The 14,900-nt window shown below is 67.8% G+C and carries 13 protein-coding genes; 6 read left to right on the forward strand and 7 right to left on the reverse strand.

Going from position 1 to position 14,900, the window contains the following annotated elements:
• Positions 1-346: 346 nt before the first annotated feature.
• Genes ACQY4O_RS08915 through ACQY4O_RS08935 form a run of 5 tightly spaced genes read left to right on the forward strand, consistent with a single transcriptional unit; the run spans position 347 to position 6,718 of the window.
• A complete protein-coding gene (locus ACQY4O_RS08915) occupies positions 347-1,426 on the forward strand; it encodes an ABC transporter substrate-binding protein (protein ID WP_428375893.1) in 1,080 nt (359 codons plus the stop codon).
• Positions 1,419-2,366 carry a carbohydrate ABC transporter permease gene (locus tag ACQY4O_RS08920; RefSeq protein WP_428375895.1) on the forward strand — a complete coding sequence of 316 codons (948 nt, stop codon included), beginning with the start codon at positions 1,419-1,421 and terminating at the stop codon, positions 2,364-2,366. The genes ACQY4O_RS08915 and ACQY4O_RS08920 overlap by 8 nt, the downstream gene beginning before the upstream one ends.
• Entirely contained in the window at positions 2,356-3,219 is an 864-nt protein-coding gene (locus ACQY4O_RS08925; RefSeq protein WP_428375896.1) for a carbohydrate ABC transporter permease, read from the forward strand. Before ACQY4O_RS08920 ends, ACQY4O_RS08925 begins: the two co-directional genes overlap by 11 nt.
• 24 nt (positions 3,220-3,243) lie before the next feature.
• The gene (locus ACQY4O_RS08930; protein ID WP_428375897.1) at positions 3,244-5,241 is read left to right on the forward strand and encodes a beta-galactosidase trimerization domain-containing protein; all 1,998 of its coding nucleotides are present in this window, start codon (positions 3,244-3,246) and stop codon (positions 5,239-5,241) included.
• 49 nt (positions 5,242-5,290) lie between these two features.
• Positions 5,291-6,718, forward strand: coding sequence for a HEAT repeat domain-containing protein (locus ACQY4O_RS08935; protein WP_428375899.1), 1,428 nt, complete (start codon positions 5,291-5,293; stop codon positions 6,716-6,718).
• Positions 6,719-6,736: 18 nt separating this feature from the next.
• Here the strand turns inward: ACQY4O_RS08935 and ACQY4O_RS08940 are convergent, their stop codons facing one another.
• Genes ACQY4O_RS08940 through ACQY4O_RS08970 form a run of 7 tightly spaced genes read right to left on the reverse strand, consistent with a single transcriptional unit; the run spans position 6,737 to position 13,095 of the window.
• Positions 6,737-7,630, reverse strand: a complete 894-nt coding sequence (locus ACQY4O_RS08940; protein ID WP_428375900.1) for a dihydrodipicolinate synthase family protein — start codon at positions 7,628-7,630, stop codon at positions 6,737-6,739.
• Positions 7,627-8,217 carry a tyrosine phosphatase family protein gene (locus ACQY4O_RS08945; protein ID WP_428375901.1) on the reverse strand — a complete coding sequence of 197 codons (591 nt, stop codon included), beginning with the start codon at positions 8,215-8,217 and terminating at the stop codon, positions 7,627-7,629. Before ACQY4O_RS08945 ends, ACQY4O_RS08940 begins: the two co-directional genes overlap by 4 nt.
• Positions 8,214-9,665 carry an MmgE/PrpD family protein gene (locus tag ACQY4O_RS08950; protein ID WP_428375902.1) on the reverse strand — a complete coding sequence of 484 codons (1,452 nt, stop codon included), beginning with the start codon at positions 9,663-9,665 and terminating at the stop codon, positions 8,214-8,216. The genes ACQY4O_RS08945 and ACQY4O_RS08950 overlap by 4 nt, the downstream gene beginning before the upstream one ends.
• Positions 9,666-9,675: 10 nt before the next feature.
• Positions 9,676-10,680: a D-2-hydroxyacid dehydrogenase family protein gene (locus ACQY4O_RS08955; RefSeq protein WP_428375904.1), complete on the reverse strand. Its 1,005-nt coding sequence runs from the start codon at positions 10,678-10,680 to the stop codon at positions 9,676-9,678.
• Between the two features lie 18 nt (positions 10,681-10,698).
• Positions 10,699-11,166: a RidA family protein gene (locus ACQY4O_RS08960; RefSeq protein ID WP_428375905.1), complete on the reverse strand. Its 468-nt coding sequence runs from the start codon at positions 11,164-11,166 to the stop codon at positions 10,699-10,701.
• Between the two features lie 4 nt (positions 11,167-11,170).
• A complete protein-coding gene (locus tag ACQY4O_RS08965; RefSeq protein ID WP_428378149.1) occupies positions 11,171-11,575 on the reverse strand; it encodes a c-type cytochrome in 405 nt (134 codons plus the stop codon).
• Positions 11,575-13,095: a flavin monoamine oxidase family protein gene (locus ACQY4O_RS08970; protein WP_428378150.1), complete on the reverse strand. Its 1,521-nt coding sequence runs from the start codon at positions 13,093-13,095 to the stop codon at positions 11,575-11,577. Before ACQY4O_RS08970 ends, ACQY4O_RS08965 begins: the two co-directional genes overlap by 1 nt.
• A 403-nt stretch (positions 13,096-13,498) precedes the next feature.
• Here ACQY4O_RS08970 and ACQY4O_RS08975 point away from each other — a divergent pair, with 403 nt between their 5' ends.
• Positions 13,499-14,794 carry a Rieske 2Fe-2S domain-containing protein gene (locus ACQY4O_RS08975; RefSeq protein WP_428375906.1) on the forward strand — a complete coding sequence of 432 codons (1,296 nt, stop codon included), beginning with the start codon at positions 13,499-13,501 and terminating at the stop codon, positions 14,792-14,794.
• Positions 14,795-14,900 lie beyond the last annotated feature (106 nt).

The following is a 14,900-nucleotide window of genomic DNA, read 5'->3' on the forward strand; positions in this document are numbered from 1 at the left end:
CGAAAGCTTCCGACCTTGTTCGCGAACAAGAGGCGCTATGGAGGAAGTAGACAATCCTTTACTGGAAACGATCCAGAAGATGTGATCCCGGCGGGCTTGTCTGATACAGGAAACCGGTCAATTTTCCTCGAAACGGTTCGGGCCGGTGGCTCGGAGCGCTGCAGATGGCAAAAACGCCACGTCGGACGGGAGTGAAATGATGCGGATGCCTATGCTGGCAGCGGGAGCGTTGGCGTGCACGGCTGCGTTCGGCGGCCATTCAGCGTGTGCCGCCGAGACGACCCTCACCTGGTTCATGTGGTCAGGCTCGCAGGCCGAGACAGACGCATGGCAACACGTCGCAGGCATGGTGCACGCCAAGTATCCGGCCATCACGGTGCAGCTGCAGACCGCGTCCTTCCCGGACTACTGGACGAAGTTGCCGTCGCTCGCGGCGTCGCATCGACTGCCCGACATCATCAGCCTGCAGAGCGAGCGTACTGCGGGGTTTGCCCAGCTGGTCGCGCCGCTTGATCCGATGATCGCGCATGACAGGTTCGACCTGGGCGCCTTCGATCGTTCGATCATCGCCGGCCTCAGCCTGAACGGCCACATCTACGCGCTGCCCTACGATTTCGGCCCGATGATCATGTACTATAACCGCGATCAGTTTGCAGCCGCCGGGCTGCCGGCGCCGAAGTCTGGCTGGACCAACGCCGAGTTCGTCAAGGACGCGAAGACGCTGACCAAGGACGGGCGGTTCGGTGCGGTACAGAGCGTGCCCGATGCGTTCTGCGCCTATGCGACCTCCGACGGCGCTGCCTATCTTGCCGCCAACGGCGATCCGGACCTGACCAATCCCAAGCTCGCTGCCGCCTTCCAGGACTATGTCGATCTCGTCGCCAGGGATCACGCCGCCCCTGTGCTGCCCTCCAGCGGCAGCCCGTCGATGGCGCAGGCAAACGGGCGCTTCGTGGCGGGGGACGCCGCCATGTATGTCGACGGGCCCTGGGATCTCATCAATGTGCGGAATTCGATCAAGTTCCACATGGGATTGGCGCCGATCCCGGCCGGGTCCGCCGGCAGCGTGACCATCACGGCCGGCTCCGGCTTCGGGGTGTCCGCAAGCAGCCAGCACAAGGAGCAGGCGTGGCAGGCCGTTCAGGTCCTGACCGGTCCGGAGGCGGAACGCTACCTGGCGGAAAACGGACGCGCCTTCCCGGCCCGGTTAGCCGACCAGACCTACTGGTATTCGGTAGCCGGAAAGGATGTCGAGAACGCAAAGCCGGCAATGCAGGCCGCACTCTCCAACGCGGTTCCGTATCGAACGAGTGCCAACTGGAACGTCATCGACGGCCTGTTCGGACAATATGCGCCGCTCGCATTCGCCGGCCGGCAGCCGGCAGGCGACGTTCTGAAGACCATCCAGCAATCCGCCGATGAGTGAGGGGCTGGCGGTGGGGCATCAGGCAAGCCTGGTTCCCGCCCCGACGCTACGGATCGGACGACGCACGCGCCTGCGTCGCGACGGCAGGGCCGCCGTCTGGTTCCTGCTGCCTGGGTTTGCCGGCCTCGCGATCTTCCTGCTGCTGCCGCTCGCGGTCTCACTGCTGCTGAGCTTCACGAACTGGTCGCTGATCGGCCAGCCGCACTGGATCGGCCTGCGCAACTTCGAGGACCTGTTCGCCGGCCGCTGGAATTTCTGGCCGGTGCTTGAGGAGACCGTCCTCTACACCGTCGAATATCTTGCCTTGAATATCGTGATCTCGATTGCGATGGCGGTCTGGATCGACAGCCTCCCATGGGGAAGGCAGTTCTTCCGGGTCCTGTTCTTCCTGCCCAGCTTCGTGCCTCTGGTCGGCTCCGCGGTCGTATGGATGCTGATCCTCACCCCGGGCGGCGCGATGGACTGGGTCGTCCACTCGCTGCACCTGCAGATCCCGAACCTCATCACCGATCCGGCCCTGGCGATGCAGGCGATCATCCTCGTCTCGCTCTGGTCCGGCTTCGGCTACAACCTGTTGCTGTTCAGCGCCGCCCTCGGTTCGATACCGGCCTCGTATCTCGACGCCGCCAAGCTGGATGGCGCCAATGCCTGGCAGCGCTTCTGGCGCATCAAGCTGCCCTTGATCTCGCCGACACTCCTGTTCGGCATCGTGATGACCGCGATCACCGCGCTGCAGGTGTTCGATCAAGTCTATGCGCTGACCCGCGGCGGTCCGGGCGCCTCGACCTACACAATGGGTTTCCTGATCTACCACACCGGCTTCGAACGCTACCGCATGGGCACCGCATCGGCGATCGCGTGGGTCCTGTTCGCGCTGATCATGATGCTGACGGCCGTCCAGATGCGACTGCAGAACCGATGGGTGCATTATGACAACTAGCGTCGCGACGGCTTCCGCGGTCCCGCCGTCCCGCGGCGGCCTCGGCATCGTCCTGCTCATCGGCATCATCCCGACCGGCCTGGTCTTCCTGTTCCCGTTCTTCTGGATGGTCAGCAACGCGCTCCGACCCAACGGCGAAGTGCTCGCCGTGCCGCCGCATCTCATCCCCAGTCATGCGGAATGGAGCAATTTCCTCAAGGTCTGGCTGTTCCTGCCGTTCGGACGCTTCTTCCTCAACAGCGCCCTGGTCGCAGGCGCCGTCAGCGCCATCACACTCGTGGTCTCCAGCCTGTCGGGCTATGCGTTCGCACGGCTGGTGTTCCCGTTCCGCAACGGCCTGTTCCTGATCTATATCGGTACTTTGATGATCCCGCCTGCGGTCCTCGTCATCCCGCTCTTCCTGATGATGAACTGGCTCGGCTGGGTCAACACCTACCAGGCCCTGATCCTGCCGATGGCGTTCTCGTCCTTCGGCACCTTCCTGCTCCGGCAATTCTTCATGCAGATCCCGCGTGAACTCGAGGAAGCGGCGCAGATGGATGGCGCCTCGCGCCTGCGTATCCTGGTCGACATCATCCTGCCACTCTCGATCCCTGCACTCGGCCTCCTCGCCTTGTTCACTTTCACCGCCCAGTGGAACTCCTTCCTCTGGCCGCTGATCGTCGTCACCGACCCGTCCCATACGACGCTGCCGCTCGGGATCACCCAGTTCCAGAGCCAGCAGGGCACCCAGTGGAACTACCTGATGGCCGGCACCACGATTGCCGTGGCACCAGGCGTGCTGCTGACGATCCTGCTGCAGCGCTATATTTTTCGCGGCTTCCAGATCAATGCCGGCTTCGGCGGCCGCTGAGTGCCGGATATGAGAGGCGAACTCATGCGTTACCGACAGATCCATCTCGACTTCCACACATCCGAACGCATCCCCGGCATCGGCACGCGTTTCGATGCGGAGCGTTTCGGGGGCACCTTCAAGCGGGCCCACGTCAATTCCGTGACCGTCTTCTCCAAGTGCCACCACGGCCTGTCATACCATCCGACCAGCATCGGCACGCAGCATCCGCATCTCTCATTCGACCTGTTGCGTGCTCAGATCGACGCGCTACACGCGAACGGCATCAACGCACCGATCTATCTCACCGCCGCCTGGGATGAGCTGGCGGCACGCGAACATCCCGAATGGCGCATCGTCGACGAGAATGGCAGCCAGCCGCGCCACAAGACCGTCCCGCTCGGCGCCGGCTGGGCGTTTCTCGATTTCACGTCGCCCTACCTGGATTATCTGTGCCGCCAGACCGAGGAGGTGATGCAGCGTTATCCCGACGGCGACGGCATCTTCATGGATATCTGCTTCCAGTTGCCGACCAGCAGCGTCTGGGCGCAGGCGCGCATGGAACTGGACGGACTCGACTGGACCGATCCTGAGCACCGCTCACGCTTTGCCGAACAGGTTCAGATCGAGTTCTTCGAGCGCATCCAGGCATCGGTGCGCAAATATGACCAGAGCAAGCCGCTCTTCTTCAATTTCGGCCATGTCCGCCGCGGGCGCCGCGACATCCTGCGCTATTTTACCCATCTGGAAATCGAGTCGCTTCCCACTGCGGGGTGGGGCTACGAGCATTTTCCCCTGAGTGCGCGCTATGTCGAGACACTCGGCATCGAGTTCCTCGGGCAGACCGGCAAGTTCCACCACCATTGGGGCGAGGTCGGCGGCTACAAGCCCGCCGATGCCCTGCTCTACGAGTGCGGCGCCATGCTGGCACAGGGCGCGCGCTGCCTGATCGGCGACCACCTGCATCCGACGGCGGCACTCGATGAGACGACCTACCGCGCCGTTGGCGTCGCATACGCCCATATCGAGGCCTGCGAGCCCTGGGCCGAGGGGTCCGGCAATGTCGCCGAGATCGGCCTGATCAGCGCCGAGGCGACCGCACGCCCCGCTCTCGTCGGCATGCCAGGTCGGCAGGAGGCGCCCGACGAGGGTGCTGTCCGTGCCCTGCTCGAGGGCCAGTTCACCTTCGATGTGCTCGACAACGAGAACGACCTCAGCCCGTACCGGCTTGTCATCCTGCCCGACGTGGTCAGCGTCACGCCGGCCCTCAAAGCCAGGCTCGACGCCTATGTCGGCTCCGGCGGCCGGGTGCTGCTTACCGGACGCAGCGGGATCAGCCCGTCCGAGGGGTTCCTGTTCGATGTCGGAGCAAGCTGGGAAGGCGCATCTGTCTTCACGCAGGGCGACTATCTGCTGCCGGTCAACGAGCTGCGCGCCGACTTCGTCTCCGACCCGCTCTACATGTACCTGCCGTCGCAGCGGATACGCGTGACCGACGGGACATCGCTCGGCGTGGTGCACGATCCTTATTTCGATCGCTCGCCGCGCGCCTTCAGTGGCCACGTCAACACGCCCAGCTGCCCCGAACCGTCCGGCTTCGACAGCGGCTCGGCGAAGGGCGCGTTCGTCTATCTGGCGCATCCGGTGTTCAGCGCGTACCAGAAGGTCGGCGCGGTAGCGATGCTGCAGGTCATCCACCGCGCCATCGCGCGGGCCCTGGGACGTCCCAAGACGCTCCGCACCGGCCTGCCGCTTGCCGGCCGCGCCACGCTTCGCCATCAGCCCGCGCTTTCGAGGTACATCGTGCATCTTATGCACGCGACGCCCGCCCTTCGCGGCACGATCGACGGCGACGCCGTGCAGCCGATCCAGGACCTGGTCACCCTTCCAAATGTCGCCGTCTCGATCGGGCTCGAGCAACCGGTCAGCGCGGTGCGCCTGGTGCCGGGCGGCGATCCGATCCCGTTCGAGACGGTGGCAGGCCGGATCGAATTCATCCTGCCCGCGCTGCGCGGGCATCAGATGGTCGAGCTCGCGCACTGACCCGGCATCCGGTCACCTGAAACCGATCGCGCCATAGAGGATTCCAGACATGAGCGACCCCGTCCTGCTCACCGACGAGCAGATGCAACGCTTCATCGCACACGGCTTCCTGCGTCTGCAGACGCAACTCTCCGACGCAGCGAACCGGAAGATCTTCGACCGCTTCGATGCATTCGTCGGCGGCGAAACCAGCCGCAACCCGGGCAACAACCTGCTGCCGGCGGTTCCGGAAATGAACGAGGTGTTTGCCGACCCGGTCATGCGCGGCGCGCTGATCAGCACCGTCGGTCCCGACCACGCCATGCATCCGCATCGCGCCCTGCACAACAACAAGCCCGGCTCCGAGGCGCAGGCGATGCACAAGGACAGCTACTGGGGCTATACGCGTCGCGTCCGCAATCATCGCTCGCGCTGGGTGATGATCATGTACGTGCCGCAGGACACGCCGGTCGATCGCGGCCCGACCGGCGTGGTTCCCGGGACGCAGTATCTCATGCGTCGGCCACTGGAGACGGTTGCCCCGGAGGCCGCGGGAGCCTTGGCAGCCGGCGGCTTCCTGCTGATCCACTACGACATCTGGCATCGCAAGATGAAGAACCACACCACCGGCAAGCGCTTCATGGCGAAGTTCGAATTCATCCGGATGCAGGCCCCGCGCGCCGCGAGCTGGGATCATCGCGATCCGGACTGGCGGCTGAATGATCTTCCCGGCACCGACCTGTCGCCGCTCTGGAGCCGCCAGTGGGACTGGCTGCGCGCCGCACCATCCAAGCTGATCCCGCTCGATCCGGCGCTCGCGCAGGCGCTGCGCGACCCGGAAGAGCCTGCCCGCCTTAATGCGGCCTACCGGCTGGCCAGCGCCGGTGGCGCCGCGATCGGCATCCTGGCCGAGGCCTTCCGCGAAGGCGATGGCCAGGACCTCGAGACCGACCATGTTGGTCATGACGAGGCTGTCGCCGACACCAGCGCCCTCACCCGCGCAAGCGCCTACGGCCTGGCTGAGATCGGGGCTGCGGCCGCGCCGGCTCTGCTGGATCTGCTGGCCGGTTCCGCCCCACGTGGCCGCAAATACGCCGCCTATGCGCTTGGCGAGATCGCCTCCCCGGACCGCGCGATCGATGCGGCGCTCTGCCACGCAACCAGGGATGACGAGGCGGCGGTCAGGATCAACGCGGTCGAGGCGCTCGGCCTCAGGCCGGCGACAGCCTCGAACGTGGCCGCACTCGGCAATGCGATCCGCGACAGCGATCCGCATGTCCGGTTTTCCGCCGCCTTGTCACTCGCGCAGCTGGGTCCGGCCGCCGACCCGGCAGTTCCAGCACTCGGCGAAGCCCTGCTCGACCGGAACCGCTACGTACCCGGCTATGCGGTCGAGGCGCTGGAGCGGATTGCCACGCCGCGCGCCCTGCAGACCCTGATCCCGTTCCTTAAGAGCGCCCGCTGGTGCCCGCATACCAACGAGACGAGCATCTTCTGAAGCGCGACCATCCCGCATTCAGGCCAGATCCAGCTGCTCGACCACTGCCGCGATCCGGTGCTGCACCGGTTCCGGCAGCGGCAGGATCGGGCGCGGCGGCGCGGCACGGCTCAGCCCGAGAAAATTCGCGCACGCATACATCACGCGCAGGCTGCTGAACTCGGTGAACAGGTCCCATAGCGGCTGCAGCTTCGCATCGAGCGCCGCGGCCGCTGCGTCGTTGCCGCGGGCCAGCGCGTCCACGATCTGCAGGCACCGCCCCGGGAACAGGCCGCCGGCGACGCTGTACCAGGCATCGCCACCCGCGCGCAGCGCTGCTTGCGCGTGCCAGTCGACGCTGCAGCCGACGGAGAACCCGGCTTCGGTCGCGCCGCGCAACGCCCGCAGGTGGTCGGCCACGAGGGCGGCCGACGGCGCCGGCGTCTTGACCGCCTCGATATACGGCAGCCGGCTCAACCGCCCGATCAACGCGGCGCTGAAACTGAAATGCGTGGTGCCCGGATTGTCGTAAACGCAGAGCGGCAGGCGCACCGCTTCCGCGACGCTCGCGTAATGCGCATACACCTCGTCCTCGGTCAGCGGCGTGTACGAGACCGGCGCCAGCAGTACGCCGGCCGCCCCCGCGTCGCGGGCATCCTCGCCCAGCCGCACCGCCTCGTCGGTCCTGAGCGCGCCGATGCCGACCAGCAGCGGCATGCGTCCCGCCACCTCGCCCACCGCCGCCTCGACCGCGCGGCGCCGTTCGGCGCGGTCGAGATAGGCATAGGTGCCGGTGCTGCCGAGCAAGCCGATCGACGGCACCCGGGCTTCCACCAGACGGCGCAGCAGCCGGCGCAATGCCTCGGTATCGACCCGCCCCTGCTCGTCCGCGGGCGTGATCGGAAAGCCCACCAGTCCGCGAAACGGGCTCATGGCAACACCGACAGAAGCGCTGCCTGCACCTCACGCCCGCGGCCACCCTTTTCCATATACTCCGCGATGTGCGGCCGGCGTTCGAGCTGCAGCCGGTGCAGCGCATGCGTCGCCGACACCAGCGTGCCGGAGCGCTGCAGCATGGCGTCGCCGAGTTCGATCAGGCGCAGGTTCGGCCATGCCTTTTCGCGAATGCCGTGCACCATCCGCACGATCTCCGCGGCCGAAGCCTCCGGCATCGCCTGCGCCAGGATCAGCACCAGGCAAGCCGTGGAGCGCGAGATGCCGGCATGGCAGTGCACGAGTAGCCTTGCTGCCCCGGGCGCCTCGTCCTGCAGGGACCGGCCGAACGCCAGGATCGCCTCGACATGCGCCGGCTCGGGACATACCTCGCCCTCGGTCGGCTCGATGATGTCGTGAAAGCGCAGCTCCAGCCGTGCATGCTCGCCATAGGTGCCGAACGCCTCGGGCACCGGATGGCCGGGATCGAGGATCGACAGCACGTGGCTCGCCCCGAGGCCGCCATGCTCGCAGAGCTCCTCGATGCCGCAGACCGTGATGCCGAACGGCGCCGGGGCGGCGCTCACGCGACGACCGCCGCCCCGGCGCGGCCGATGGCGCCGGCATCGGGCAACGTCCAGGCGTCCTGGCACAGCTGCATCAGGTGGCGTGCCCGGTCCGGCGGCAGGATGCCGTCGGCGAGACCGTCGAACTTGTCCGCCAGCTGCGCATCCGTCATCGGGTTGTCCTGGCTGCCGACCGCGTGCCGGATGAAGCGATGCAGCCGGCGTCCGTCCAGCAGGGTGACGGTCAGGTCGGCCTGGTCCTTCTGGATCGCCGCGTCCGTCGCCACCGCGATCCTGCCGCGCGCGGCGACCACGGCGGGATCACGCACGGCCGCATCGGTGAAGGCCGGCGCGCCGGCGCGTCCGGTGACCAGGGCCACCGCCGTCGCATGGGTGATGCTGAACTTGCCCTCGAGCCCGGTCTGCGGCGCCATCTTGCCCATCAGGTTCAGCACCAGCGGGTTCACCCGCAGCGCGACCGATCGGATGTCGGCGGGATGCAGGGCATGCGCATCGCGGAGCTGGATCGCGGCGTCGATCGCCGGATGCGCCACGATGCCGCAGGCGAACGGCTTGTAGGTGTTCAGCGCCAGCTCGTAGCGGCTCCCCAGCCCGTCGGTGATCTGCGACCAGTCGTGCCGGGTGCTCAGCGCCTGGCCCCAGCCGTCGACGCCTTCGATCGCGACCGCGGACGCGGTATAGCCGACCTCGGAGAGCAGCGCCGACAGCATGCCGTTCTGCGCGGCGCGGCCGGGATGGAAGCTCTTGGTGTCGGTGCCGAACTGCACCTTGAGCCCGACCGGCTGCGACGCGGCAAGTCCCAGCGCCCAGGCCATGCGCTGCTCGTCGAGATGCAGCAGGCGCCCGATCGCGGCGGCGGCACCGAACACCCCGGTGGTGCCGGTGATGTGCCAGCCCATCGCGTAGTGCTCCGGATACACCGCGTTGCCGATCCGGCACTCGATCTCGCAGCCGATCACCAGCGCGTTCATGAACTCCTCCCCCGACACCGGGCGATACTCGGCGAATGCGGTCAAGGCCGAGGCGACCGGGCCGGCCGGGTGGATGATGGTCTTCAGGTGGGTGTCGTCGAAGTCCAGCACGTGCGAGCTGATGCCGTTGACCAGCGCCGCATGCAGCGCATCGAGCCGCTCGGTGCGCCCGAACAGGCTGGCCTGCTTCGGTCCGGAGAACGGTCGCAGCGCTGCGACCGCATGCGTCGGCGCCGGCTGCCGCGAGCCGCCGACGGCACAACCGACCCAGTTCAGCAGCGTCCGCGTCGCCTGGTGGCGCACCGCGTCCGGCACCTGTGCCACCGGGGCGGTCGCGGCGTAGCGCGCGATGATATGGGTAATCGGCGGCGGCGGCTGGCGCGGCGGGTCGGCTGCATGCGCCTCGGCACTGGCGGCAAGGCCGGTGGTCAAGGCGGCGGTGGCGCGGAACAGGCCGCGGCGATCGATGGCTGCCATGCGGCGGAGGCTAGCCGGGGTGGCCTCCGCTGGCGAGACCGGCCAGCACGCCGGGATTGATCACCCGGACCGGCGCACCGTCGAGAAACGCCCGCGCGTTCTCGACACTCTGTGGATAGAAGTCGGCCCAGGTTTCGGCCACCCCGTAGCCGAGATGCGGCACCAGCACCGTGTTGCCGGCGTGCCGCAATGGATGGTCCGCCGGCAGCGGCTCGCGGTCGAACACGTCGAGAGCGGCCACGATGCGGCCGCCCTGCACGGCGTCCACCAACGCCGCCTCGTCGACCAGCGGGCCGCGCGACGTGTTGATCAGGATCGCGCCCGGCCGCATGCGCGCGAGTTCGCCGGCTCCCAGGATGCCGCGCGTACCCTCTGCCAGGACCAGGTGGAGGCTGACCGCATCCGAGCGTTCGAGCAGCGTGTCGAGCGACACGCGCGTGGCTCCGGCCGCCGTCGCAGCCTCGTCGGTCAGGTTCCGGCTCCAGGCCAGCACCTCCATGTCCATCGCCTGACCGTAGCGAGCCATGCGGGCGCCGAGCCGCCCCAGCCCGACCAGGCCCAGCGTGCGCCCGGCCAGCGTGATGCCGACCGGCAGGCCCTGCTGGAACCGTCCGGCCCGCATGTTGGCGTCGGCTGCGGGAATGCCGCGGGCCGCCGCGAGCAGCAGCCCGAGTGCCAGCTCCGCAGGCGCCGGCGCACCGCGTCCGGAGCCCTCGGTGTTGCACACCACGACGCCGCGCGCGGTGCAGGCGGCAAGGTCGAGCGTGGCATTCTTCGGGCCGGTGATGCCGAGCATGCGCAGGCCGGGCAACCGTGCGATCAGGCTGCCCGGCAACGGCGTGCGCTCGCGCATCGAGAGCACGATGTCGCATGCCGCGAGTGCCGAGGCCGCCGCATCCTCGTCGGCAAACGCGTCCTCGAAGAAGTGGAGTTCCGCCCTTTCAGCCAGCCTCGACCAGTCGGCGCTGTCTCGTGCAATCCCCTGCCAGTCATCGAGGATCGCGATCTTGGTCATGCGGTCACGGCTTTCGTGTCACGGCTTTCGTACTGCGATGACCTCGATCTCGAGCAGCATGCCGGGACCGGCCAACCCTGCCACCTGGAACGCGGCACGGGTCGGAAGGTTCGGCTGCGCGGCCGTGCCGAACGCCGCCTTGTAGGCCTTCATCATGCCGGCGAAATCCATCTTGCCGGTCTTCGGGTCGGGGGCCATGAACACGTGCATCGCCACCACATCGCCCAGCCCCAGATGCAGGGCCGCGAGTTCGGCCGCGATGCGCTTGATCTCGCTGCGCGCCTGGCTCTCGGTGTCGGTGGCGTGGTCGGAGGGCTCGGGGCCAACCCCGGAGAGATAGATCGTGGAGTAGCCCGCCGGCACCTCGACCGACGAGGCGATCGGGAAATTCGCCACCGGATGACGCACGACATCGGCAGCCCGCGCCGAGGCCGCGAGGCACGAGGAGAGAAGCAGCGCGAACGCGCCCTGGAACAGTCGCGTCACGGTCTCAATTCTCCTTGGTCGGGGCCGGGCCGCGCACCGCGGCGATATCGGCGGGTGCCACGGCATCCTTGTAGTCATTGCCGAAATGCGTGCGGACGTAGGTGATCACGGCGGCGATCTGCTGGTCCGACAGCATGCCGTTGAACCAGGGCATGCCGCCCAGGCCGTTCAGCACGACATAGACCGGGTAGCCGGAGCTCTCGAGCTTGGCATTGTGCGCCAGCGCCGGGATCCGCGCGGCCCCCACGCCACCCTGCCCGTTCGCCATGTGGCAGCCCTGGCAGACATGCTGGTACACAAGCTGGCCGGTGGCGGCCTGGACGGTGCTGCTGCCGGCGCTGCTGGCCGCGTCCGCCAGCGCCGGGCCGGTCCAGCAGAGGCTGGCGGCCGCGAGGATAACCCGGCGCATCATGCCGACCCCACGGCGCGCTGGTGCAGTTGGGTGATCGCCGCCAGCGACGACAGCAGCGCGCCCTCCTGCCAGCAGCCGACATAGGAGGCATGCTCGCCGGCCAGCACGAGGCGGTTGTCCATCTCGGTCAGCGACTTGTAGTGCTTAAGCCGGCTCTCCTCGCTCCACATGGCGCAGCAGCCGAGCGTCCAGGGCATCCGGCTCCAGGCGACGCCGACGCCGGTCCTGAACTCCTTCGGATACTGGCGATGCAGGACGGCGCCCTGCCTGAGCGCCGCCTGCACCCGCTCCTCCGGCAACTTGCCGGCGAAGTCGTAGGCCGCGGCCCCGAACATGTAGGCGCCGAGCAGCACCGCGGGACCGTTGGAGAAATAGCCGTGGCTCGGATAGGAGATCTGGCTCATCGGCTGGTCGGTGAAGCTGATGCCGCCATAGATCTGCTCGTCCTCCTCCCAGAACCGCCGGTTGAACTCCAGCCCGACCTTGACCGAGCTCTCGTACGGCACCGCCTGGATCGCCTGGCGCAGCGGCGTGCGCGCCTGCACGTCGATCTGGCTCAGCACGGCCAGCGGGATCGTGCAGACGCAGTAGTCCGCGTGCGCCTGGCCCACCGCGCCGCCGTGGTTGTTGTCGTCATAGGTCACGGTGACGCCATGCTCGTCCTGCTCGATGCGGGTGACCTTGATATTGTGGGTGACCAGCCCCTCGACCTGGCGCGCGAACGCCTTTCCGATCATGTCCATGCCGCCGACCGGCTGGAACATCGTGGTCTGCATCTCGTAGTTCATGTTGAAGGCGAGCCACTGCCACAGGCCGGACTTCAGCACCTCGGCGCGCGGCAGCGGCTGCGAGGGCAGCGGCGCGCCTTCCGGGCCGCCGCCCTGCGCGCGCGCCCAGCCGCGACGCAGCGAGACCTTGTCGCTGCTCTTGTAGGCATAGTTGCTGTCCAGCAGCCCCCAGCCCTGCATCGCCGCGAGCAGGTCATGCCGCTCGTCGGCGCTGACCACGTCGTCGAGGTGGTTCTGGTTCACCGCCTTGGCCAGCAGCTCCGCGGTCTGGCCGTTGAAGTCGGTCATGATGTCGCGGTAGCGCTGCGGCGTGCCGCCGAAACTCTGGCTGCTATGCAGCAGGCTGTTGTGGTTGACCTCGATGAACGGCTCCAGCGCCACCCCGAAGGCGCGGCAATAATGCAGCAGCGCCTGGTGGTGATACGGAATGCGCCACGGACCCGGATTGATGTAGTTGCCGGGCGCGAAGCCGACCTTCTGCGTGGCACCCCCGAGCTCGGTCAGGGTGTCGCCGCCGCGTAGCGAGAAATTGCGGCCGCCGGAACGGTTCTGGTACTCCAGGATGCGCACGCTGTAGCCGGCGCGGCGCAGCTCGAAAGCGGCCAGCATGCCGGCCAACCCCGCACCCAGCACCACGACGCTGGTGCCTGGCTTGGCACCGGTCAGCGCCGGCGGGCTCCTGAAATCGGTGCCGGCGGCATGGCCCATGCTGGTCATCGCCTGATACATGGCGGCGCTGCCGGCGGTGATTCCGATCCGGGTCAGCAATTGTCGCCGGGTCGGCGGAACGGTCCTCTGCGTCGTGCTCAAGCAAGCTGCTCCAGATCAGTGCAACATTCAGTCAAGGGACAGGCACCATGTCAATAAAAGAGGCATCATGTGTGACTTAGACGCGGTGGTCGCCTGATCTTGTCGGGATCTATGCCTGACACAGTTCCGCGTTCGGCATCAACGACTGATTGATAAGCATAAAACCATCTCTTGAGCGGGGTCTGCTGCATGAACAGGCATGCGCGCACCAGGGCCGCGCTGTTGCAAGGCTGTTGCAATTACGGGTTCGCGAGATCGTCCCGAACGACTAAGGTTGCGCCGACGCGTCGCGCGCCGTGACGCCACGACCGATCGAGGATTGATGGACCACGCCTTTCCGATCACCGACGAGCCGCCGGACGGCCCCGCCCTGGCCACCGCGCGGCCCGGCCCGGCGGCTGCAGCGACCCAGGCGCCAGAGCGTGCGGCGCCAGAGCGTGCGGCGCCAGAGCATGCGGCCCCAGAGCGTGCGGCGCCAGAGCATGCGGGCGCCGAGGGCCGTGGCCGCGACCTCAGACGCGTGCGCTGTCATCCCGATCACTGGTATCCGGTGGCCTGGTCGCGCGAACTCAAGCCCGGCGGCGTGCTCGGGGTGCGCTATGCCGGCGAGCCGATCGTGCTGGTGCGGCCGAAGCAGGGCGCGGTCTATGCCCTGGAGGATCGCTGCGCGCACCGCCAGGTGCCGCTGAGCAAGGGCAGCGTCGACGGGCAGGCGGTGCGCTGCTGCTACCATGGCTGGGCGTATGGCCGCTCCGGCGCCTGCGTCGATGTGCCCTATATCGGCCGCGACAAGCTGCCGAACGGCGTGCGCTCCTATCCGTGCCAGGAGGTCGGCGGCCTGATCATGGTGTTCCCCGGGGACGCGTCGCGCGCGCCCGGCACGCCGGTTCCGAGCTTCGGGGCCTCGGCGGACCCGGCCTACAAGACCCGCCGCTTCGGCCGGGTGGTCGGCTGCCACTACAGCTTCATGCACGAGAACCTGATGGACATGAACCACCAGTTCATGCACGCCAGGCAGATGGGCCAGATGCGCCCGCGCTTCCTCGGCCAGGATCGCGGCGAGGACTGGATCGAGGCCCGCTACAGCTTCGCGCGCACCGGCGGCAAGCAGCCGCTCGGCGAGGCGCTGATCTTCGGCGAGCGGCGCGGCACCGAGAAGAAGCATGCCGACCGCGACGTCATGACCATCCGCACCGAATATCCGTACCAGACGCTTCGCATCCGCACCAAGGACGCGACGCCGGTGATGGATCTGTGGATCGCCTACACGCCGCAGGACGAGGAACAGCGCAGCAACCGCACCTTCGGCCTGCTCTCGGTGCGCAAGCCGAAGATCCCCGGCCTGCTCGCCGCGGCATGGCCGCTGCTGGTGCTGTTCACCGAGCGGATCTTCCGCGAGGACCGCGACATCGTCGAGATCGAGCAGGCGGCGCACGATGCCCAGGGCGAGGACCGCAACCAGGAGGTGTTCCCGGTGATACGCAACCTGCGCGGCCTGCTGGCGACTTGTGGCATCCAGGCGGGCGGCATCCAAGCGGGCGGCACCCAGGCGGCCGGCATCGACCCCGGCGGCACGTCGGAGCCGACCTGCCGGAAGCTGGTCGACGGGGCCGCGTGATCGAAACCGGCGTCGGCGAGAGCGGCGTCGGCGAGAGCGGCGTCCGACGGCTCGGGGGCGTTCCGGCCGACGCGGGTCCGCCGGCGCCGGTCGGGACCGCGCGCTT

Source organism: Lichenicoccus sp., assembly GCF_965277665.1.
GTDB lineage: Bacteria > Pseudomonadota > Alphaproteobacteria > Acetobacterales > Acetobacteraceae > Lichenicoccus.